The 21,212-nt window shown below is 66.8% G+C and carries 21 protein-coding genes; 9 read left to right on the top strand and 12 right to left on the bottom strand.

What is annotated here, in order from left to right; genetic code table 11:
- Positions 1 to 250: 250 nt before the first annotated feature.
- Entirely contained in the window at positions 251 to 1,345 is a 1,095-nt protein-coding gene (locus VHC04_RS20065) for a mandelate racemase/muconate lactonizing enzyme family protein (RefSeq protein ID WP_325684508.1), read from the bottom strand.
- A gap of 171 nt (positions 1,346 to 1,516) precedes the next feature.
- Here VHC04_RS20065 and VHC04_RS20060 point away from each other — a divergent pair, with 171 nt between their 5' ends.
- Both VHC04_RS20060 and VHC04_RS20055 read left to right on the top strand, forming a co-directional pair.
- Complete coding sequence (locus VHC04_RS20060) at positions 1,517 to 1,984, top strand: PaaI family thioesterase (RefSeq protein WP_325684507.1); 468 nt, start codon at positions 1,517 to 1,519, stop codon at positions 1,982 to 1,984.
- A gap of 132 nt (positions 1,985 to 2,116) precedes the next feature.
- Positions 2,117 to 3,076 carry a hydroxymethylglutaryl-CoA lyase gene (locus VHC04_RS20055; RefSeq protein WP_325684506.1) on the top strand — a complete coding sequence of 320 codons (960 nt, stop codon included), beginning with the start codon at positions 2,117 to 2,119 and terminating at the stop codon, positions 3,074 to 3,076.
- Positions 3,077 to 3,172: 96 nt separating this feature from the next.
- Here VHC04_RS20055 and VHC04_RS20050 read toward each other — a convergent pair whose 3' ends face one another.
- Complete coding sequence (locus tag VHC04_RS20050) at positions 3,173 to 4,567, bottom strand: TIGR03013 family XrtA/PEP-CTERM system glycosyltransferase (RefSeq protein WP_325684505.1); 1,395 nt, start codon at positions 4,565 to 4,567, stop codon at positions 3,173 to 3,175.
- A gap of 277 nt (positions 4,568 to 4,844) precedes the next feature.
- Between VHC04_RS20050 and uvrB the strand changes: the two genes are divergently transcribed.
- A complete protein-coding gene (gene uvrB, locus VHC04_RS20045) occupies positions 4,845 to 7,052 on the top strand; it encodes an excinuclease ABC subunit UvrB (RefSeq protein ID WP_325684504.1) in 2,208 nt (735 codons plus the stop codon).
- Between the two features lie 163 nt (positions 7,053 to 7,215).
- Here the strand turns inward: uvrB and VHC04_RS20040 are convergent, their stop codons facing one another.
- Complete coding sequence (locus tag VHC04_RS20040) at positions 7,216 to 7,959, bottom strand: hypothetical protein (RefSeq protein WP_325684503.1); 744 nt, start codon at positions 7,957 to 7,959, stop codon at positions 7,216 to 7,218.
- A 193-nt stretch (positions 7,960 to 8,152) separates the two neighbouring features.
- A complete protein-coding gene (locus VHC04_RS20035; protein WP_325684502.1) occupies positions 8,153 to 9,529 on the bottom strand; it encodes an aminotransferase in 1,377 nt (458 codons plus the stop codon).
- A gap of 205 nt (positions 9,530 to 9,734) precedes the next feature.
- On the opposite strand from VHC04_RS20035, the gene VHC04_RS20030 reads away from it, so the two are divergent.
- Together VHC04_RS20030 and VHC04_RS20025 are read left to right on the top strand one after the other, a co-directional pair.
- A complete protein-coding gene (locus VHC04_RS20030; RefSeq protein ID WP_325684501.1) occupies positions 9,735 to 9,866 on the top strand; it encodes a hypothetical protein in 132 nt (43 codons plus the stop codon).
- Between the two features lie 161 nt (positions 9,867 to 10,027).
- Positions 10,028 to 11,023, top strand: coding sequence for an LLM class flavin-dependent oxidoreductase (locus tag VHC04_RS20025; protein ID WP_325684500.1), 996 nt, complete (start codon positions 10,028 to 10,030; stop codon positions 11,021 to 11,023).
- A 54-nt stretch (positions 11,024 to 11,077) separates the two neighbouring features.
- On the opposite strand, the gene VHC04_RS20020 is transcribed toward VHC04_RS20025, so the two are convergent.
- The 5 genes from VHC04_RS20020 to modB form a co-directional block, all read right to left on the bottom strand.
- Positions 11,078 to 11,914 (bottom strand): molybdenum storage protein subunit alpha, encoded by an 837-nt coding sequence (locus tag VHC04_RS20020; RefSeq protein ID WP_325684499.1) that lies wholly within the window; start codon positions 11,912 to 11,914, stop codon positions 11,078 to 11,080.
- An 11-nt stretch (positions 11,915 to 11,925) separates the two neighbouring features.
- Positions 11,926 to 12,738, bottom strand: coding sequence for a uridine kinase (locus tag VHC04_RS20015; RefSeq protein WP_325684498.1), 813 nt, complete (start codon positions 12,736 to 12,738; stop codon positions 11,926 to 11,928).
- Positions 12,739 to 13,031: 293 nt separating this feature from the next.
- Positions 13,032 to 13,193 (bottom strand): hypothetical protein, encoded by a 162-nt coding sequence (locus VHC04_RS20010; protein ID WP_325684497.1) that lies wholly within the window; start codon positions 13,191 to 13,193, stop codon positions 13,032 to 13,034.
- Between the two features lie 13 nt (positions 13,194 to 13,206).
- Complete coding sequence (modC, locus tag VHC04_RS20005; RefSeq protein WP_325684496.1) at positions 13,207 to 14,286, bottom strand: molybdenum ABC transporter ATP-binding protein; 1,080 nt, start codon at positions 14,284 to 14,286, stop codon at positions 13,207 to 13,209.
- Complete coding sequence (gene modB, locus VHC04_RS20000) at positions 14,283 to 14,978, bottom strand: molybdate ABC transporter permease subunit (protein ID WP_325684495.1); 696 nt, start codon at positions 14,976 to 14,978, stop codon at positions 14,283 to 14,285. Before modB ends, modC begins: the two co-directional genes overlap by 4 nt.
- 237 nt (positions 14,979 to 15,215) lie before the next feature.
- Here modB and VHC04_RS19995 point away from each other — a divergent pair, with 237 nt between their 5' ends.
- A complete protein-coding gene (locus tag VHC04_RS19995; protein WP_325684494.1) occupies positions 15,216 to 16,145 on the top strand; it encodes a fatty acid desaturase in 930 nt (309 codons plus the stop codon).
- Positions 16,146 to 16,182: 37 nt separating this feature from the next.
- Here the strand turns inward: VHC04_RS19995 and VHC04_RS19990 are convergent, their stop codons facing one another.
- The 3 genes from VHC04_RS19990 to VHC04_RS19980 form a co-directional block, all read right to left on the bottom strand.
- Entirely contained in the window at positions 16,183 to 16,872 is a 690-nt protein-coding gene (locus VHC04_RS19990) for a methyltransferase family protein (protein ID WP_325684493.1), read from the bottom strand.
- A gap of 167 nt (positions 16,873 to 17,039) precedes the next feature.
- Positions 17,040 to 18,479, bottom strand: coding sequence for a 4-hydroxyphenylacetate 3-hydroxylase family protein (locus VHC04_RS19985; RefSeq protein ID WP_325684492.1), 1,440 nt, complete (start codon positions 18,477 to 18,479; stop codon positions 17,040 to 17,042).
- 237 nt (positions 18,480 to 18,716) lie between these two features.
- A complete protein-coding gene (locus VHC04_RS19980) occupies positions 18,717 to 18,890 on the bottom strand; it encodes a hypothetical protein (protein WP_325684491.1) in 174 nt (57 codons plus the stop codon).
- Between the two features lie 165 nt (positions 18,891 to 19,055).
- Here VHC04_RS19980 and VHC04_RS19975 point away from each other — a divergent pair, with 165 nt between their 5' ends.
- The 3 genes from VHC04_RS19975 to VHC04_RS19965 all read left to right on the top strand — a co-directional run bounded on the left by VHC04_RS19975 (position 19,056) and on the right by VHC04_RS19965 (position 21,116).
- Positions 19,056 to 19,361 (top strand): hypothetical protein, encoded by a 306-nt coding sequence (locus VHC04_RS19975; protein ID WP_325684490.1) that lies wholly within the window; start codon positions 19,056 to 19,058, stop codon positions 19,359 to 19,361.
- Positions 19,362 to 19,533: 172 nt separating this feature from the next.
- Positions 19,534 to 19,731 (top strand): hypothetical protein, encoded by a 198-nt coding sequence (locus VHC04_RS19970; RefSeq protein WP_325684489.1) that lies wholly within the window; start codon positions 19,534 to 19,536, stop codon positions 19,729 to 19,731.
- Positions 19,728 to 21,116: an amidase gene (locus VHC04_RS19965; protein ID WP_325684488.1), complete on the top strand. Its 1,389-nt coding sequence runs from the start codon at positions 19,728 to 19,730 to the stop codon at positions 21,114 to 21,116. The genes VHC04_RS19970 and VHC04_RS19965 overlap by 4 nt, the downstream gene beginning before the upstream one ends.
- Positions 21,117 to 21,212 lie beyond the last annotated feature (96 nt).

Genomic DNA, 21,212 nt, shown 5'->3' with positions numbered 1-21,212 from the left:
CGGGCCAGGACGCATCGGCCGGCCACCGACGCGATGCTGATGCCGGTGCCGTCGGCATGATCCGAGACCATTCCATTCCGACAGCGTCGCAGATCCGTTCCGGACCCAATTCCATCAGCAGCACCCCGGCGGCGCGCTGCACCGCGCCGATTGAGGGCCGGTTCCTGCAGGCCGACGTCATGCACGGCCTTGGCGGCCACCCGGGCCGCCGGGCGGGGGGACGTCCCGCCGGCGGCCCGCTCCCGAACCGTCAGGCCTTGAACGAGGCAACCGCCTTCTCGTTGAAGGCCAGCCCCAGGCCGGGCTTGTTCGGCAGGATCATCATGCCGTTCTCCACTGCCGGGGTTTCCTCGTACAGGCACAGCATCCAGGGCATGTACTCCACCGTCAGCCCGTTCGGGCAGGCGGCGATCAGATGCACCAGGATCTCCGGCATCACGTGGCTGACCACCGGCAGGTTGAACGCCTCGGCCATGCCGGCGATTTTCATCCATGGCGTCACGCCGCCGGCGCGGCAGATATCGATCATCGGAATGTCCACCGAGTGCATCTGGATCATCTGCCGGAACGGCTCGATGCCGTAGACATATTCCCCGCCGGCGACCGGCGTCTTCAGCGCGGCGGTGACGCGGGCGAGACCCTGGAAATCATCGGCTCGGGTGACATCCTCCAGCCAGAACAGGCCGACATCCTCGACCCGATGGCCGATATCGATCGCCTGTTCCGGCCGCCAGCGCTGATTGATGTCGCACATCAGCTTGATGTCCGGCCCGATCGCCTCCCGCACCACGCGGACGCGGCGGACCTCATCGGCGATCGTCGGGGTGCCGGGCAGGGCCATCTGGGTCTTCATCTCCCGGAAACCCTTCTGCACCAGGATCTGTGCTGCCCGCTGCGCCTGGTCGTCGGTCAGGCCGCGGCGCAGGGAGCCGGAGGCATAGGTTGGCACCCGATCGCGGTGGCCGCCGAGCAGCTTCCACAATGGCTGGTCCAGCGCCTTGCCCTTGATGTCCCACAGCGCCACGTCGATCGCCGACAGCGCCAGCGTAAACAGACCGGCCGGGCCGCACGAATCCCCGGTGCCGGCGTGAATCCTGCTGATGATATGGGCGATCCGCAGCGGGTCCTCGCCTATCGTCAGCGCCGCCAGCTCTTCCACCGCCTTGTGCAGCGCGCCGGTCATCGCGCCACCGTAGAAGGTGACGCCGATACCCTCGATCCCGTTATCGGTGCGCAGCCGCAGGGTGACGATGGGCCGCTTGCGGTTCGGGTCCTCGGGCATGTTGGCCAGCGGATCGTCTTCGGGAATGCGCAGGATGGTGGCTTCGTAGCTGCTGATCTTCATGGCGTTTCCTTCCGGGACGGCTCGTTGGGGGGCGGTTCCCCTCGGCGGCTCATCCTACGCCGATACCGCTGGCGCGCCAGCCGGCCGGGCGGCAGCCGGGCGGTGAGGCCGTTGCCGGGGGCGCCGCCGGTCCCGTAACGTGCCGCACCTCGACAGCGCGGGACCGTTGCTTTGAACGACACGACGACGAACGGCACCACGACGAACGGCACCACGACGAACGACGCCACGGCCTGGACCCTGGACCGTATCAGAGCCCATATCGAGCAGGGCCTGCCGCTGGTGCCGCTGTTCAACATCGATGTGGTCGAGGCCGTCCCCGAGCGCAGCGCGGTGCGCCTGCGTGAAGGCAACCACGTCACCCGGCCCGGCGGCAGCATCGCCGGCCCTGTGCAGTTCGCCCTGGTCGATGTCGCCGCGTACGCGTTGATCCTGGCGGATCGGCGGGATGAGCACGCGGTGACCGTCGATCTGACCATCAATTTCCTGCGCCCGGCGCTGGCACTGCCGCTGCTGGCGATGGCCACGCCGCTGCGGGCGGGGCGGCGGCTGTATACCACGGATATCCGCATCTCGGAGGAAACAGCCGGCCGGCTGGTGGCACAGGCGACGGCGACCTATGCGCTGAGCGGCGCCTGACGCCGGCGGCGGACCGGGACCGCGGACCCCCGATGGGCCAGGGCCGGATCGTCGCCGGCGAGACCCTATCGGCGGTCACGCTCCCGTATTAGGCTTCGCGGCACCGATCCATTTGGATGGAGGAAACACCCTATGAGCGATCTGCCGCGCCACGTCGAAATCCATGAGGAAGGCCCGCGCGAGGGGTTCCAGATCGAGCCTGGGCCGATTGCGACCGCCGACAAGATCAAGCTGATCGACGCGCTGTCGGAGACCGGGCTGAAGCACATCCAGGTCTGCTCCTTCGTCAACACCCGCCTGGTGCCCGGCTGGGCGGATGCCGAGGCCGTGGTTGCCGGTTTCACGGCGAGGCCGGGCATCGAGTACACGCCATTGTTCTTCAACGGCAACGGGTTGGAGCGGGCGCTGGCGTTCAAGGACAAGCTGACCATCAACGGCGCGATCTCGCTGACCGCGTCCGAGGGGTTTACGCAAAAAAACCTGCATCGCTCCCACGCCGAAAACCTGGAGGCGATGAGGAAGCACGCGCTGCTGCAGGCGTCCAAGGGCGTGCCGGTAACGCGGATCGGCGTGATGGCGGCGTTCGGCTGCAACTACCAGGGCGACATCACGCCGGCCCAGGTGATCGGCACGCTCAAGGACGGATTGGCGATCGCCGCGGAGACCGGTGCGAAAATCGAGCTGTTCTCTCTCGCCGATACCATGGGCTGGGCGACGCCCGCCAGAATCGAGCGGGTGATCGGCGCGGTGCGCAATCATTGGCCGGACATGAAGCTGTCGCTGCATCTGCACGACACGCGCGGCATGGCCGTTGCCAACGCGCATGCCGGCCTGAAGCTGGGTGTGACCCGCTATGATTCGACCGTCGGCGGCCTGGGCGGCTGCCCCTTCGCCGGTCAGCCCAAGGCGGCCGGCAATATCTGCACCGAGGAACTGGTGCTGCTGTGCGAGGAGATGGGCATTCAGACCGGCGTCGATCTGGACAAGCTGATCGAGGTCGGACGCCTGGCCGAGGAGATCGTCGGGCATCAACTGCCCAGCGAGCTGATCCATGCCGGCAGCCTGGATGCGTTCCGGCGCAAGGCCGCCTGAGAGCGGGGAATGTCGTCCCACCGTGGCCGAGCGGCCGATGCTACCGCGTCCCGCTCGGCCACAAAACTTCGCGCCCCGTGGGCCGAGCGGCCGATGCTACCGCGCGCCGCTCGGCCACAAAACTTCGCGCAAGGTCTGCATCAGAATGATGAAGTCGAACGCGATCGAGAAGTTCTTCACGTAATACAGGTCGTAGCTCAGCTTCGACCGCGCATCGTCGATCGAGGCGCCATAGGGATAGTTGATCTGCGCCCAGCCGGTCAGGCCGGCCTTCACCATATGGCGCTCGGTGTACAAAGGGATCTTGTCCGCCAGCTCGGCGACGAACATCGGACGTTCGGGGCGCGGGCCGACGAAGGACATGTCGCCGCGTAGGATGTTGATCAGTTGCGGCAGCTCGTCGATCCGGGTGCGCCGCAGGAAGCCGCCCGCCCGGGTAACGCGGCTGTCCTTCTTCATCGCCCAGACCGCGCCGGACGTCTCGGCATCCGGACGCATCGTCCGCAGCTTCAGGATGCGGAAGATCCGGCCATCCTTGGTCACGCGTTCCTGCTGATAGAAAATCCCGCCCGGCCCTTCCAGCCGGATGGCGACGATGGCGGCCAGCAGCAGCGGCGCCGTCAGCAGCAACACGACCGAGCTGACCGCCAGGTCGAAGACCCGCTTCAGGAAGCGGTCGATCAGGCTGAAGGTGAAGCCCTCGCTGAACACCAGCCAGCCCAGCTCCATGCGTTTCAGGTCGATGCGGCGGATTTCCTGCTCTATGAAGCTCAGGTATTGCAGCACCGGATAGCCGGCCTTCTTGCAGGCCAGCAGTTTCTCCAGATCCATGCCGCGCCGCTCGTCCGGCGCGACGATGATCAGGTCGGCATTCGTCGCCTGGGCGAGGTCGGCGACCTCGAAGTGTTCCAGCCGGTGCAGCGCGGTCGGCCGTTCCGTGACCAGCCGGTCATCGATCGGACCGAGCGAGGGGTGATGCAGCAGCGTGACGTCGTCATGCAGGCTGCTGCCCTCGCGGCCCAGCATCAGCAGCAGGTCCCAGGCGCGCTGGCCGGCGCCGACGATCAGCAGCCGCCGGCGCAGCACGTGGGAGCGCAGCAGCTGCCGCATGATCACGCGCGCGAGGAAGGCGCAGAAGGTGAAGGTGACGCTGGCGACGGCGAAGGCCATCACATGGTCGGCGCGGCTGAGCACCGGTTGCTCCACCGCCTGCGCCAGCAGGGCAACCGTCACGGCCGATGAGGCGGCGCCCATTCCCACCACCAGCGGCACCCGCGCCACGGATCGCCGCGCCTCGACGATGGCCTGGCGGCGGTACAGGCCCATCGCGAACAGCAGCAACAGGTTGAACGCGGCATATACGGTGCCGATCACGGCGGCCGTCGGCGCCCCTAGCGGGTGCAATGTCAGCCACGCGACAGGCGGCCACGCCGCGGCCAGCAAGGCCACGTCCAACCAGAACAGAACGGATCCGGTCGTCGGTTTCGACAAGATGGGCACCGCTGGCAGGGGAAGGCGGCCGCGCGGCCTGGGCGGCGCGCCGCGGACCGGAGGCAGACCCGTTTCCCTTTGCCGCTGGTGCGGGGTCAAAATCCGTTCCGATCCCGCTGTGTAGAGGGAGCTCCAGTCCGATGCAACACATGGTTGCAGGCTGGCGGAATTTTCTTGCCGAAAGGTTGACGGCGGCCGGTTTCGCGCGGCCGCGGCGATACGCCTCTCGACGCGGGACGGCGGGCACTCCATGTTTTGTTCTCCAAGGAGTGTGCTGATGTCCCAGACCCTGTTGCGGCCGCCTCCCGCCCTGTTCATGCCGCAGAAGCAGCCTGCTCGGCCGATGACGAGGCGGCTGACGGCGGTCTCTCCGTATGAGCCGAACGGCGATCAGCCGACCGCGATCGCCGAGCTGGCGCGCGGGGTGCGGGACGGGGAGCGTGACCAGGTGCTGCTGGGTGTCACCGGATCGGGCAAGACATTCACCATGGCGAAGGTGATCGAGGCGGTGCAGAAGCCCACGCTGATCCTGGCGCCGAACAAGACGCTGGCCGCCCAGTTGTATGGGGAGATGAAGGATTTCTTCCCCGACAACGCGGTGGAGTATTTCGTCAGCTACTACGATTACTACCAGCCGGAGGCCTATGTTCCGCGCACCGACACGTATATCGAGAAGGACGCCCAGATCAATGAACAGATCGACCGGATGCGCCATGCCGCGACGCAGTCGCTGCTGAACCGTAATGACGTCGTCGTGGTCGCCTCGGTGTCCTGCATCTACGGCATCGGGTCGGTGGAGACCTACGCCAAGATGGTGGCGAAGCTGGAGGTCGGCGGGCATGTGGATCGCGACGTGCTGGCGAAGGCGCTGGTGGACCTGCAATACCGTCGTAACGACACCGCGTTCCAGCGCGGCACGTTCCGCCTGCGCGGCGAAACGGTGGACATCTTCCCGAGCCATTACGAGGACCGGGCATGGCGCGTCACCCTGTTCGGCGATGAGATCGAGGCGGTGCACGAGTTCGACCCGCTGACCGGGGAGAAGACCGCCGAGCTGAAGGAAGTCACCGTCTACGCCAACAGCCACTATGTCACGCCGCGGCCGACGCTGACCCAGGCGGTCCGCGACATCAAGGTCGAGTTGAAGGAACGGCTGGCGGAGCTGAACGCGGAAGGCAAGCTGCTGGAGGCGCAACGGCTGGAGCAGCGCACCACGTTCGACATCGAAATGATGGAGACGACCGGCTCCTGCAAGGGGATCGAGAACTATTCGCGCTATCTCTCGGGCCGCAACCCCGGGGAGCCGCCGCCCACGCTGTTCGAATACCTGCCGGAGAACGCGCTGCTGATCGTCGATGAGAGCCATGTGACCGTGCCGCAGATCGGCGGCATGTATCGTGGCGACTTCAACCGCAAATCCGTGCTGTCGGAATTCGGCTTCCGCCTGCCGTCCTGCATCGATAACCGGCCGCTGAAATTCGAGGAATGGGACCGGTTTCGCCCGCAATCCCTGTTCGTGTCCGCCACGCCCGGCCCGTGGGAGATGGAGCGCACCGCCGGCGTCTTCGTCGAGCAGGTGATTCGTCCCACCGGCCTGATCGACCCGGTGACCGAGGTGCGGCCGGTGGAATTCCAGGTCGACGACCTGCTGGCCGAATGCAAGACGGTCGCGGCGCGCGGCGGACGGGTGCTGGTTACCACGCTGACCAAGCGTATGGCCGAGGAGCTGACCGAATACATGCTGGAACACAGCATCAAGGTCCGCTATCTCCATTCCGATATCGACACGCTGGAACGCATCGAGATCATCCGCGACCTGCGGCTGGGCGTGTTCGACGTGCTGGTCGGCATCAACCTGCTGCGCGAGGGGCTCGATATCCCCGAGTGCGAGCTGGTGGCGATCCTGGACGCCGACAAGGAAGGCTTCCTGCGCTCGCAGACCTCGTTGATCCAGACGATCGGACGAGCGGCGCGCAACGTGGACGGACGGGTCATCCTGTATGCCGACACGATGACCCGGTCGTTGCGGGTTGCAATCGAGGAAACCGAGCGGCGGCGCAACAAGCAGCGGGCCTGGAACGAAGCGCACGGGATTACCCCGACCTCGATCCGCAAGCAGATCGGCAAGGTGCTGGAGAGCGTCTACGAACAGGATTATGTGACCGTTGCGCCGGTAAAGGACACGTCCACGACCGAATTCGTCGGTAAGGATCTGAAATCGGCCATCGCGGCGTTGGAGAAGCAGATGCGCAACGCCGCCTCCAACCTGGAATTCGAGCAGGCCGCTCGGTTCCGCGACGAGATCAAGCGGCTGGAAGCGCTGGATCTCGGCTTGCCGCCGCCGCCGATGCCCAGCGCGGCGATGCGTCCCGTCCGTGGCCGCACGCCGGAACCGCTGGGGCCGGGCGGCGGGGGCTACGACCTGGACAAGCGGCGCGGCGGTGGCCGGGGACGCGGCATGGCCAGGCGGCGCAAGGGACCATAGACCGTCCGGACCACCGGGAATGACCCTTTGAACGTGGTGCCGCCGAGCCGCCGGTGACCGCCAGCGGTCTGCCCCGATGGATCTGCTCCAGCGGGTCCGCTCCAGCGGGTCTGTCAAAGGGAGGCCGCGCGGATGTTCGCCGACAGCGGTGGTAACGAAGCCGCTACAGTGACGGACAGCGGCCGATGAGGCCGGTATCCTGCGTCGAAAGATCGCTCCGCTTCAGGTAGTAGGTATCCTTGTCCTCGAAATGGACCACCCAGCGCAGCGGACGCCCCATCTCGTCTTTGCGGCTGCCGCCGTCCTGCAGGTCCAGCACCAGTTCGTTCGGTGCCGCGCTGACGACGGTGTAGTCGTACCTTTCGACCGTCTCCCCGGTCGACCCGATGGTCAGCGGCTGCTTGAACCGGATCGTCAGATGCCGCTTGTCATCCGACAGGGTAATCGTGTGCGGATTGGTCTTGCAGGACAACAGCGAGTTGTATTTCCATCCCCAGGTCCCGGTGATGGCCTGCAGCGCGTCGACCGGCGGAATAATGACGCCGGTGGCGCTCTCGCGGAAGCTGGGCGGCCGCTTCGGCGCATTGACGATGCGCCAGATGGCATTGGCACCGACCAGGACAACCAGCGCGGAGCAGGCGAGGATCAAGGTCCGCGAGTTGTCCCGCAGCTTCCGTCCCACCGCGGCCTTCGCCAGTGACAGTTCCTGTTCGGGGATGTTGGTCCGCTGCTCCGGCGACACGTGCGCGTTGACCACGCTCGTCAGATCGACGGGTTTCAACTGCTCGGCATCCGCGATGACGCTTGCGTGGCGCTGTAGCCGGATTCGCAGCAGGAACGACGCGACCACGAAGAGGCCGGCGAGCACGGCCAATCCGGCCAGGCCTGCCGTCAGGATCAGATGCATGAAGCCTCCCCCAGATCGTCATCGCGGCGACCTGGCAGGCCTATCACGGAATTGCGGACCAGTTCCAAAATTTGTCTCAACCGCAAGGAGGCGCGGCAACCTGAAGCTGCGTGTGGTTGCCAGCGTGCGATCGGTTCATGCGATCCGTCCCGGTCGCTCCGGTCGCTCCGGTCGCTCCGGTCGCTCCGGCCGGTCAGCCGGGCTTGCCGATCTCCGACCATACCTCGTCCAGCGCCAGTTTCGTGCGCGCGGCGATATCGTCGATATCGGCCTCGGTGACGATAAGCGGGGGTGAGAAGGCGATCCGGTCGCCGATGAACCTGGCGATCAGGCCGTGCCTGCGCGCCGCCTGCTCCACCCGCGCGCCGATTTTCAGGGCCGGGTCGAAAGCGGCGCCGGTTGTCTTGTCGCTGACCATCTCCAGCGCCGCCAGCATGCCGACGCCGCGCACATCGCCGACCAGCGGATGTGCGCCAAGGGCACCGATCGCCGCCTGCAGAGAGGGGCCGACGCGGCGGACATGGCCCAGCATGTCCATGTCCTCGTAGATGTTCAGCGTTTCCAATGCGACCGCCGTGGTCACCGGGTGTCCGGCATAGGTGAAGCCATGGGCGAAATTGCCCAGCTTCCGGCTTTCGTCCAGCATCGCCTGATATACGCGGTCATTCACCATCAGCGCCGAGATCGGCTGCATCCCGGCTGACAGGGCCTTGGCACAGGAGATCATGTCCGGCTTCAACCCGAAGGTCTCGCAGCCCCACATCGCGCCGGTGCGGCCGAAGCCGCAAATCACCTCATCGGCGATGAACAGCATGTCGTATTTGCGGATGACCGCCTGCATCTTCTCCCAATAGGTGCGGGGCGGCACGATCCCGCCACCGGCACCCATCACCGGTTCGGCGATGAAGGCGGCGCAGCTGTCCGGGCCCTCGGCCAGGATCAGCGCCTCCAGGGCATCGGCCATGCGCGTGGCAAACTGTTCCTCGGTCTCCCCCGGCTGGCGGTTGCGGTACCAGTGCGGGAATTCGGTGTGCCGGAACTCGGGAAAGGGCAAGCCGAAATCGGCGTGCATGTCCGGCTTCCCGGACGCGCTGATCGAGGCCGATGTGCTACCATGGTAGCCCATTTTGCGGCCGATGATCTTGCGCTTCTGTGGTTTGCCGATTGCCGCGTGGTAGTACCAGACCAGCTTGATCGCGGTGTCGTTGGCCTCGGAACCGGAGCACTGGAACAGCACCTTGCTCATCGGAACCGGTGCGATCTTCAGCAGGCGTTCCGCGAGTTCGACGCCGTTCCGATGCGTGTTGTGGCGGTACAGGTGATAGTAGCCCATGCGCCGCATCTGCTCATACGCCACCTTGGCCAGCCGCTCGCTGGCATAGCCCAGGGAGGCGCACCACAGCCCGGCGGCGGCATCGATGAAGCGGTTGCCGGCGTCGTCATAGACGGCGATACCCTCGCCGCGCTCCATGACCACCGGCCCGATGTCGCGATGCAACGCCAGGTTGGTCTGCGGATGCACCAGGCTGGCGATGTCGCGTGCCTGGATGGAGTTCGGAATATGGGTCATGGGCGGTTCCCGTGGATTCGCGGCGAAGCCAGACTCGCATTGTGATGCAGGATGCGATGGCAAGGAAGCGACGGTTGCACCCGGCGCATTGCTGATTTCGCGCATAAATCTTCTGTCCGCGCGGGGCATTATCCCCGCGCCGCAAAAGGTTCATCTCCCGGCCGTCAACGCCGCCTGGCGGTGCTGACATGTATTGGAGGACCTGATGAAGACTTTTGTTTTGGCTGCCCTGGCTGCCGTGACCCTGGGTATTGGCGTGGCGAATGCCGCCTCCTGGCGCAACCCACCCCCGCAGAGCGCGAACCAGTACAACTGGATGGCCGGCGGCGGCGGCTGATCGCCTTATTTCGCCAGACGGAATGCGTGAAGGCCGGGCAATGTCCCGGCCTTCTTGCTGTACGGCCGGTTGCGCCGATAGGGTCGGCCGCATGGGCAGACTGGCATGAGCAGAATCGCATGAGCAGAATCGCATGAGCAGACTGGCATGAGCAGACTGGCATGAGCAGATTGGGCATCGCCATTTCCGGCGGCCCCAACCCGGCCGAGATCGTCGATCTGGTCGTCCTGGCGGAAAGCCTGGGCTATGAGTCCGCCTGGGTGGCCGAAGGGCATGGCGGCGACCAGTTCGCCATCCTGGCCGCCTGCGCCATGCGGACCAGCCGGATCAGGCTCGGCACCAGCATCAGCAGCGTGTTCGTACGCAGCGCACCGACCATCGCCATGGCCGCATCGTCGGTGGCCGACCTGTCGAAGGGCCGCTTCATCCTGGGCCTGGGGTCCAGCCACAAGGCCCAGGTCGGTCCGGAGCATGGTGTGGAATACACCAAACCGCTGACCCGGACGCGGGAGACGGTGACATTCGTCCGCGCGCTGTTGCGCGACGGCAGCGCCGCCATCGATGGCGCCGCGATCCATATCGAGAATTTCGACCTCTGGTATGCGCCGCGATACCGGGACATCCCGCTCTACCTGTCGGCGGTGTTCGAAAAGGGGATCGCCCTGTGCGGCGAGCTGGCGGACGGCATCATCCTGACGCGCAGCACCCTGCGAACCGCGGCATCGGTGCGGGCGAGGCTCGACGCGGCGGCACGCGCGGCCGGGCGCGATCCTGCCGTAATCGAGATCACGTCGTTGCTGCCGACCTCGGTCGCCGATACGCACCAGGCGGCGATCGACGCGGTGCGGCCGGGGATCGCGTTCTATGCCGGGTTCTTCCCGCGCTATAACCGGATGATGGCGGAACACGGATTTCCGGCCGAGGCGGCTGCGGTGGCCGAGGCATGGCGGCGCGGCGACCGCGCGGCGGCGGAACGAGCCGTCAGCGATGCGATGATCGAGGCCACCAGCATCGCCGGCACGGCGGCCGAATGCCGCGCCAGGGTGGAAGCCTACCGCCATTCCGGCATGGACGTGCCGATCCTGTCGCCGTTCGCCCGCGGGCCCGGCGCGAAGGATCGCTTCGAAGCGGCGATCAGGGCCTGCGCGCCCGGGTGAACTGCGTCGAGACGTTCCGGTTCCCGCCGGCGGCGGTCCCGTCGCCCGCGGCCGTCAGGCCGAGCTGGTTGCGTTTGTGTGGATGATCGTCCCGACATGCTCACCCCGCAGCGCGGCGGTGATGCGCTCCGGCATCAGGCCATTCACGATCTGCACGCGCCGGATATGGCGGGCATTGGCCATGACCTCCGGCAGGACCCGATCGACTGGCAGCGTACCCGGCAGCTTGGCCAGGTCCGCCGCGTTGATCTCCGGCAGCAGCCGCGCCAGCGCGCAATCGGGGCCGTTCGGGTCGGTGGTGTAGATGCCGTCCACGTCTTCCACGATCGTCAGCCCTGCCGCGCCCAGCGCGTCGGCCAGCAGGAATGCGCCCGTGTCCGCCCTGTGCATCGGAATGCGGGAGTCCGGGAACTCATGGTGGTGATACGGCGGGAAGGCGCTTCCCACCACCGCCCGGGCCGCGGTGAGATGGATCGCAAGCTGGTTGGCGATCGTCGGATGCTCGACATACGACACCCCTTCGGATGCGAGCAGCGCTGCCAGGATGTGGCCGTTCTGGCCGGCCTCGCTGGCGGCCAGCGGGGCGAGCGATCCGGACGGCAGGCCCAGATCGAGGCCGACGCTGTACACATGCCGAGCGCGGATGCCGGCGCCGGTCAGGATCAGCAGCCGGTGTTCCGGCAACAGTTTCCGCAGTTCGGCCACGACCGGCAGAATCGCCTCCGGCCCGCGATCCATGATGGACCGTCCGCCGATCTTCACGACCTGCAGCCAGGGCAGGATGCGGATCGGCCGGTGACCGGCGACCGGGCGCGTGAGCGTCTTGTCCAGCAGCGTCTGGCGCGCGAGGGGGGACCCGAGGTGCTTGATCGTGTTGGTGGTTCCGGACATCGCGGTCACCCTTATCGCGCGGTGATGATGGTGCCGACATGCTCGCCGTTCAGCGCGCGTGTCAGGTTGCCGGGGACGAGGCCGTTGATGACCTGCACCTCCCGCACATGGCGGGCGGACCGCAGCAGGTCGAGCATCGGGAACTCCAGGACCGAGTCGTGCAGGCCCTTCGCCTTCATCTCATCGACGGTGATCCGGGGAATCAGGACGGCATTCTTCGATGCCTTCGGGTTGTCGGTATACAGCCCGGCTTCGTCCTTGACGAAGATCATCGCCTTGCAGCCGAACTGTTCGGCCACCAGGAAGCAGCCGGCATCGGTGCGGTAGGGCGGAATGACGCCCTCGGCCGCCGGGCGCATCCACAGCCCGTAGGGTGGCATGCCGCTGAACACGACCGCATTCACTTCCTCCAGATAGAGCGGCACGGCGGACAGGCCGGCGCCGTCGACCGCTGAAATGCCGTGCTTCGCCAGCAATGTACCCAGCATGACGGCGTTCTGGTTGGCGACCGACGCGCCCAACTGGGACAGCACGCCGGCCGGCAGGTTGAGGCGGGCGGCGATCGAGTACAGGTGCCGCGCACGGGTGCCGGCGCCGGTGCCGATCAGCATCTTGTGCTGCGCGCGGGCGGCGACGATTTCGTCGACCAGCGGATAGACGGCGGCGCGGCCGCGGTCGATCACGCTCTGCCCGCCGATCTTGAGCACCGTTGCATCCGGGAGGATGCGGAAGTCGGACGCTGTCTCGGCCGCCGCGAGAAGCTGCGGATCGGACAGCGAGCGCTGCATGAGCAACGCTTCGAACTCCGCCGTGGTATCAGCCATGGGATGATCCCCTTTCCGTTCCAGGCCGGCTCATGCCCTCCGCGGGAGCACGACCGTGCTTGGGAAGGCATCTCCGGCAATCATGACGCGCGCGACCGGTCCCGGCACGGACCCGTATCCGCGCGAAGCCCTGGCGGGCCGGTGTCGCGGCAATCACCACGTCCATCGATGCGGCGTCGTCGCACGACCCGGGGCGGGTGGCAAGATAATATTTCTCGATGTTTGAGCGGGCGTCATATGATAGAAGTATATAACAGTGTATTCAGAGAACTATCCCGAGTATTGATGGATCATTACTGCGTCGGTTTGGTGATTTGATCAAGCGCGTGCGTCAGGGCGGGTGCGCCGGAAGCCTGTCGCAGGATGACCTCGGCGTTGACCGCGGCGCGGGTGACGGCGACCACCTGGCAGTGGAACGCGTTGCGGGCGACGGCCTGACGGCCGCCATCCGTCACTCCCGCACATCCGTCACTCCCGCAGGATTTCGATCGATGTCGACTTGATCAGCGCCAGCACGGGCGTGCCGGGCCGCAGGGCAAGGCGGCCGACCGCGTCAGCCGTCACGCGGGACAGCAGGGCGCCGTCCGGCAGCGCCAGTTCCACCATCGCGGTCTGACCCGCCGGGTCCGGCGCCGTCTGGCGGACGCGGCAGGTGATGATGTTGTGCAGGCTGATGCCCTGCGGCGGCAGCGAGGCCAGGATGACCTCCCGCGCCGGAATCCGGATGCGGCAGGGGGCGCCGAGGGGGGCATCCATCAAGGGAACCAGGAAACTGGTCCCGCCGCCGTGCAGCGAGGTCAGCAGGCGCTGCGAGTCATGGGATTCCACGGTGCACGGCACGATCCCGCCGGCATCGTCGCGCTGGCCCAGCAGCAGGTCGGCGCGGGCCGCGACGTTCGGTGCCGGGCCATGGGCGGCGACCCGTCCCGCCTCGATCAGCACCAGGGAATCCGCCAGATGTGCCACCTCTTCCAGCGAATGCGTGACATACAGGATTGGCAGCTTCAGCGATGTCTTCAGCCGCGTCAGGAACGGCATGATCTCCGCCTTCCTCGCCGCATCCAGGCTGGCCAGCGGCTCATCCATCAGCAGCAGGCGCGGCTGTGCCAGCAGGGCTCTGCCGATTGCCACGCGCTGGCGTTCACCCCCCGACAGGGTATGCGGGCGGCGGCGCAGCAGGGCGCCGATCCCCAGCAGGTCGATCACGCTGTCGAACGGGATCGGTCCGCCGCCGCTGCGGCGCAAGCCGAAGCGCAGGTTGGTTTCCACCGACATGTGCGGGAACAGGCGGGAGTCCTGGAATACCAGCCCGACATGCCGCTTTTCGGGCGGCAGCCAGATGCCGGCATCGGTGTCCGCCAACACCTGGTCGTCGACCGCGATCCGGCACCGGTCGGGCCGCAACAGGCCGGCGGCGGCGTTGATCACGGTGGACTTGCCGGATCCGGACGGGCCGAACAGCACGGTGACGCCGGGCGAGGGCACCTCGAACGCCATGTCCACCGCCGTCGTCGGGAACTGGTGGCGCAGCGCGATGGCCAGCGTCATCGGCCCAGCATCCGGTTGAGGCGCTTGCCGAACCATTCCGACAGCAGCAGCCCGACCAGGGCGAGGCACAGCGAGACCAACGACAGCTGCGCCGCCTTGTCCTCGCCGCCCGGCACCTGCAGGGCGGCGTAGATCGCCAGCGGCAGGGTCTGCGTCTCGCCGGGAATATTGGCGGCAAAGGTGATGACGGCGCCGAACTCGCCCAGGCAGGTGGCATAGGCGACGATGGCGCCGACCAGGATGCCGGGCGAAGCCAGCGGCAGCGTCACGCTGAACAGCCGGTCCAGCCGCCCGGCGCCAAGCGTGCGGGCCGCCTGTTCCAGGCGCGGATCGACTGCTTCGAGCGACAGGCGGATGGAGCGGACCATGATGGGAAACGTCATCACCGCGCAGGCCAGGGCGGCGCCGGCGGTGGTGAAGACCAGACGGATGCCGAACCAATGCTGCAGCAGGGCGCCGAGTGGGCCACGCACGCCAAACAGCACCAGCAGCAGCCAGCCGGTGACGACCGGCGGCAGGACCAGCGGAAGATGCACCAGCGCGTTCAGGACCGGGCGTCCGGGAAAGCGCGTCCGGGTCAGGACCCAGGCAGTCAGGACGGCAAGCGGCAGGCCGAAGCCGACCGCTCTGGCCGCGACCTCCAAGGTGAGGCGGACGGCCGTCCATTCCTCGGGCGACAGGGAGAGGTTCATGTATCGACGATATAGTCGGAGCGATACAGCGGCGGAAGCGCCCGCCACGCGGACGGGTCCGTTCGCCTCACGCGGACGGGTGTGTCGGAGCGGAAGGAGCGGCGGATGGTCAGCCAAGGCCGTTCCGGGGCCGTTTCCGATCCGCATGATCCGATGATCCTATGATCGTCTGTTCGGGTAATCATTTCTCAACCAATCGGTGTCACGTTCGGCCACAGGGACCAGCGGGGCAGACCCATGTGGAACAGGTATCGAGCGGACCCCTTCTTCCTGATCCGCTATTCCGTCGGCAGCATCGTCCTGTGCGCGCTGATCATCCGCTTCCATGCGACGATCCCGGGCGTCGCTGCCATCCATTGGGGATGGTTTGCCGCCGCCGCCCTGCTGGTGCTGCCGAATTTCTACCTGCAAGCCGTGGCGGCACTGGGCTTCTCCGCCGTCTGTTTCGGTTTGGACACGCCGGCGAACCGGTTGCTGCTGCCGCCGCTGGCAGTGTCCGGCCTGTTCCTGGGCTGCTACGCCGCGGTGGCGATCCACACCGCGTCGCACCAGGCCTTCCGTCCGCGCTGGGTCAACCGGATCGTCGGTGAGGTCTGCGGCGTGCTGCTGCTGACCGGCTATGCAACGTTCCTGATCCCGCACCTCGCGCACCACCGGTACCCGGACGACCCGCTGCGCGATCCGCATCCACCGGGCCACCTGTCCTTCCCCGCCTATCTCAACGGCATGGTCCCGACATTGGTGGCCTGCATGAACCGCCTGTACGCTGATCTCTGGGCAGGCCGGGACGGGCGTTATCCCTGGTTGAGCCGGATCACCCGCACCCTGATCCCCCTGGCGTTTCTGATGCGGGTGCTGCTGCTGCTGGTTCTGTTGCGGCCGATGCTGTTCGCCTATTTGTTCGTGCCGCTATACATCGCCGAGCTGATGCTGTTCGCGCATGTCAACTACATGACCCATCGCCCCGATCCGGCGGGCGGATTCATGATCCTGGACCTGAAGGACGGCATCTTTCATCGCGTCATGAACGCCGTCTTCCTGGGGACCTATTGTCACCGGACCCACCATCTGCGGCCCTACCTGTTGAACCCGTCACGCGCGGCGCCGGACGATCGTCCCATGCGGACATACGGCCAGGTGATCACCAGCCGGTCCACCAACGGATGACCGGTCCTTCCCAGGCTCGTTCCCCGGGATCGCGAGTCTACCAGACTCCCGGGACCAGCCGATACCGGACCTTGCGCGTGTAATCCGGATAGCCCGGCAGATCCCGCGTCAGCAGCCGCTCCTCCTCCAGCAAGCGCCAGATCAGGGCGGGGATGATCAGCAGGAACGCCGCCAGGCCACGCCAGGATCCCAGCGCCAACGGGATGCCGGCCAGCATCAGCAGCGCGACGGCGTACATCGGATGGCGCACAACCGCGTAGGGGCCGGAGGAAATGACCGTCTGACCGGGCATCACCTCGACGGTCGCGGCGCCGAAGGAATTCTCCCGAAACACCAGCAGGATGCCGATCCAGCCCGCCGACAGCAGCAGATTGCCGGCGATCGGCAGCCAGGCTGAAGCATGCGACCATAGGAAGCGACGGTCCAGGCCCGGAAGCACCAGCAGCGCTCCGAAACCGATCGAGGCCAGGGTCATGATGATCTTCTGCCGGGGATCAGGCTCACGCAGCGGACCGCCGCGCATCCGCCGTTCAAACAGCGCGCGATCGTGGCGGAACAGCCACCGCGACGTCAGGGCGGTCCAGGCCAGGTAGACCGCCAGGAACAGCCAGGCCGGCCACCATGCCAGCGTGCCCGCCGAACCGAACAGCAGCACGGCCATGACGATCAACACGATCGCCACGTCCCGCGCGGCACGGGCCGGCAGCGAGGACTGCGAGAGGGCCATGGATCACATCTCCAGACCTGGGAACGCATGGCGGCGGGCTTCGGATGCACGGCGGCCGACCCCTGGTCGCCATGGTCCGAACCGGCAGAGGCGGCGCGGGCGGTCCCGGCGGACGCCCACCGATCGGACGACCCGGATCAAACTCTCATGAATCAAACGCCCATGGATCAGACGTCCTCGGTCAGGAAGCGGTCAACCAGGCGATAGGCTTCGTCCCGCTGTGCGCGCATCTGCACGGCCATGCGGTTGCGCGCGCCCGAGGTCAGATAGAACCGCTCATATTGCTCATTCCGGCTGCCCAGCGCGCTGGCGGCGAAATCCCAGGCCAGGCGGAACAGCCTGGCGCGCGTTTCGGCGGTGGTGTCCCCGGCGCCGCGCAGATATTTGTCGATCAGCGGCCGCAGCACCGGGTCTGCGAACTGCGCCGCCGTCGGCGTGCACAGCACGTTATGGGAACCGATCAGCCGGATGATCTCATTCACCCGCGGGAACCAGTAGGGCAGCACGGCGCGCAGCGCATCCAGCGGCTTGTGATCCAGGAACCAGGCGCCGTTGCCGTATTCGTAGGCGCCTTCCTCCCCGGAATGCACAGCGGCCTTGCAGAGTTCCGCATAGCTCCAGATCTCGCCCAGCATCTGTTGCGTAGCAGGATCGTTCGCGCCGATCGCATCGGCCATGCGGGTCGCCAGGCCCCAGGCGAACTCCAGCTTCGTCCACGCCCTGATCATCGTCTGGTGCATGGCGTTGCCGCGCCAGCTCGACGACATCACCGAGTTGTAGACGGGCAGGTTGCCGTCGATGAACACGCGGTTCCGCGGCACCTCCACATTGTCGAATATGACGAAAGCGTCCTGTTCGTCGAAGCGGCCGGACATCGGGTGGTCGAACCGGTTATCCGGCGCGGAGAAACTGTCGCGGCACAGGAATTTCAGGCCCGGCGTATCCATGCGGACGCAGAACGACAAGGCGTGGCGCCCGCTGGCATCCGGCATCGGCTGGCTGGGATATACCGCCAGCTCGTCCGCGAACGGCGCCAGGGTTGCCAGCACCCGCGCGCCGCGGACCAGGATGCCGTGCTCGGTGTCCTCGACCTTGTGCAACTGGGTGTCGTCGAATCCGACGGGAACGTGGCCCTTCGACTTGTCCACCGTCGCGTGGATCAGCGTATGTGTGAGGCTGAGATCCTGCCGTCGCAGCGCCTTCTGAAACGCGACCAGGTTGGCGGCGCCTTCCTCGTTTCCGTTGGCGCCCCATTCGTCGGAACGGCCGGCGAAGCCCGCATAGGTGACGTTCATGTAGTCCGGTGTGCGGCCCATCAGCCCGACGGAGAACGCGGCGACGCGGCGCAAGCCACGATGCCGTTGCTTCAGGTCGGCCTTGCCGCGCGGGATGATGTGGCTGACGGCGATCGGCTCCCCGGTTTCGGGGTCCGGCGTCAGGCAGTCGTCCGGACAGGTGTAGTGCAGGTCAAACGTTTTGGCGATCGCCAGGGCCGCGCCGCGTAGCGCCGGGTGGTCCAGCGGATCGGTGACCCGCTGGTCACCAAGCCACAGGGCGCGGCGATCGCGAAGGCCGGCCAGGAACTGGGCGCCGGTGCGGGCTGGCATGGTCGTCTCCCCGTCGAGATTCGTTTTTCTTGGCGTACGCGATCAGCGGAACCGATCCGCCACGCTTTTAGCGCGGCGGTGGACAGCGGGCCAGCCTGGTTTTCCCAGCCTGGTTTTCTTCCCAGCCTGGTTTCCCAGCCTGGTTTCATCGATCCTTGCGTGGCGCCTTCGCCTGCGGCTGCGGGAACGCAACCCGGCCAGGTACCGCGAGGGCGGGCGTCCAGGCGTCCGGATTCCTCACGCCACGATCGGCCGGGGCGGCGAGTTCGGTGGCGCTTCGATGCCGGGCGGCGGAATGGGTACCTCGGGCGGCATGTCAGGACCCGGTGTCGGGTTTTCCGGCGGCGTGCCTGGCGCCTGGTCAGGGCCGGGATCGGGTTCGGGGGTCACTGGTGGGATCGGGGTCGGCATTATCGCTCCTTGTCGTTCTGGACGGAAACGCGCGGCGCGACGCGGCGTTGCATCCGGGTGTGCTGGAGCGCGCCGTGGCGTGGCACGGCGTCCTCCGGCAAACCGCATCCCTTTGAATGGCTGCAATGCATGGCTATCTTCAGAGAAGAAGCAGGAGACAGCGCCATGGCCAGCAACACGCCGATCCACGACTTCCTTCGCCCGCGCATCAACGCCCTGGTGCGGGACATCGTGGCCCAGGGCCATCCGCGTGACGCGGCCGTGGCGGTGCTGATCGATATCGTAACGGCACCGGATTTCGATACCGCCGCGCCCGATCCGCTGACGGATACGGCGCCGCATCCGGATTACCAACGATCGCCGGATGTGGTGCTGGTCAACAACCAGGCCGTCTCACCGCCGCACCAGCCCGGCCAGCGTGATGAAGACGATTTCGTCCGGTCGATCGGCTGGCTGGACACCAATCCGTAGCCGGCTTCAGTCGCCGGCGGCCGCCGCCTGACGGCTGCTGTCTGACGGTCGTTCCGATGGCCGCGCCTGATGGCCGTGCCTTGTTGTTGCGGCTTGTGGTTGCTTCGGGGACTGTTCGGGATCATGCTTGTTGCACCGCATTAAAATCCGACAGCCATTGGGGGATTGACGCATGCCACCGACGCTGACCGACCCCGCGCTTGCCTATTTGCTGGCAGCGGCCGGGCTCGATTTGACGGATGCCGAGAAGGCCGATCTGGTCGGCATCCATGACTCGCTGGCGGCGATGAAGGCGCGGGTGCGGCAAAAGCGCGGCCATATGGCCGAACCGGCTCACACGTTCGGTTTCAACGAGGAGGATCTGGGATGACCATTCCCACCCTCGCCGAAGCCGCTCGGCTGATCGCCGGCAGGAAGCTCTCGCCGGTCGAGCTGACGACCGAGTGCCTGACACGCATCGAGGCACATGACGATACGCTGCACGCTTTCGTGGTGGTGACCGAGGAACGGGCGCTGGCCGATGCCAGGACGGCGGAGGCGGCGATCATGCGCGATGGCCCGATCAGCCCGTTGCACGGCATACCGATGGGATTGAAGGATATCGTCGATACGGCCGGCATCCCCACCACGTGCCAGTCGAAGATTTTGCAGGACAACATCCCGCAGAAGGACGCCACCTGCGCCGCCAGGCTGGCGGCGGCGGGAACGGTGCTGATGGGCAAGCTGACGACGCATGAATTCGCGGATGGCGGCCCGTCCTTCGATCTGCCGAAGCCGCCGGCGGCCAACCCCTGGAACCCGGCGCACTTCACCGCCGGGTCCTCCAGCGGCACCGCCGCGGCGGTTGCCAGCGGGATGATTCTATGCGGCATCGGCACGGATACCGGCGGCTCGATCCGTGGCCCCGCCGCGCTGTGCGGCATCGCCGGCATCAAGCCGACCTACGGCGTGGTATCGCGCGCCGGCGTGGCGCCGGCGGCGTTCAGCCTGGACCATATCGGTCCGATGGCCTGGACCGCCGAGGACTGCGCGATGATGCTGCAAGTCCTGGCCGGCCCCGATGCCGCCGATCCGGCCAGCGCAACGCAACCGGTGCCGGATTATACGGCGCTGATCGGCAACAGCCTGAAAGGCGTGCGCATCGGCGTCATCCGCCATTTCCATGAGCAGGACCTGAAGGTCGCGCCGTCGGTGCAAAAAGGCATCGACGACGCGGTCGCGCTGTTCCGCGACCAGGGCGCCGCGATCAGCGATGTCACCCTGTCGCCGCTGCAGGATTGGCACGCCTGCGGATCGCTGATTTCGATCACCGAGCGCGCCGCCGCGTATGAGGAGTGGGCGCGCACCCGGCTGAACGATTTCTCGGAGCGTGTGCAGCGCCGGCTGATGCTGGGCGCGTTGGTGTCGGGCGTCGACTACGTGCAGGCGGTGCGGCGTCGGCGTGAGCTGCGGACGGAACTGCGCGCGGCAATGGCCGAACTGGACGTGGTGATCACCGCCGGCGCGCCGAATGAGGCACCGAAGTTGGACGGTGTGCCCCGCTGGGACGTGTTCGCCGCCCCGAATTTCACCATCCCGTTCAATGTGGCCGGCTACCCGGCGATTGCGGTCTGCTCCGGCTTCGGGCCGGCCGGCTTGCCGGTGTCGATGCAGATCGTCGGCAAGCCGTTCCAGGAGGCGACGGTGTTTCAGGTCGCCGACGCGTTCGAGAAGGCAACAGACCACCGGTCGAAGCGGCCGCCTCTGGTGGGGTGAAAGGGCAACCCACAGCCGATCGGCGCACGCGGCCTCGGCGGGTTGGGCCGCTCGGTCACGGGGTGCCGGGACACGCCGGTCTGAAGGGTGTCATCC

The sequence above is a fragment of the Rhodopila sp. genome, assembly GCF_035548095.1.
Taxonomy (GTDB): Bacteria; Pseudomonadota; Alphaproteobacteria; order Acetobacterales; family Acetobacteraceae; genus Rhodopila.
Note: the sequence above shows the minus strand (reverse complement) of the source record. Positions and strands in the feature narration are given on the sequence as shown.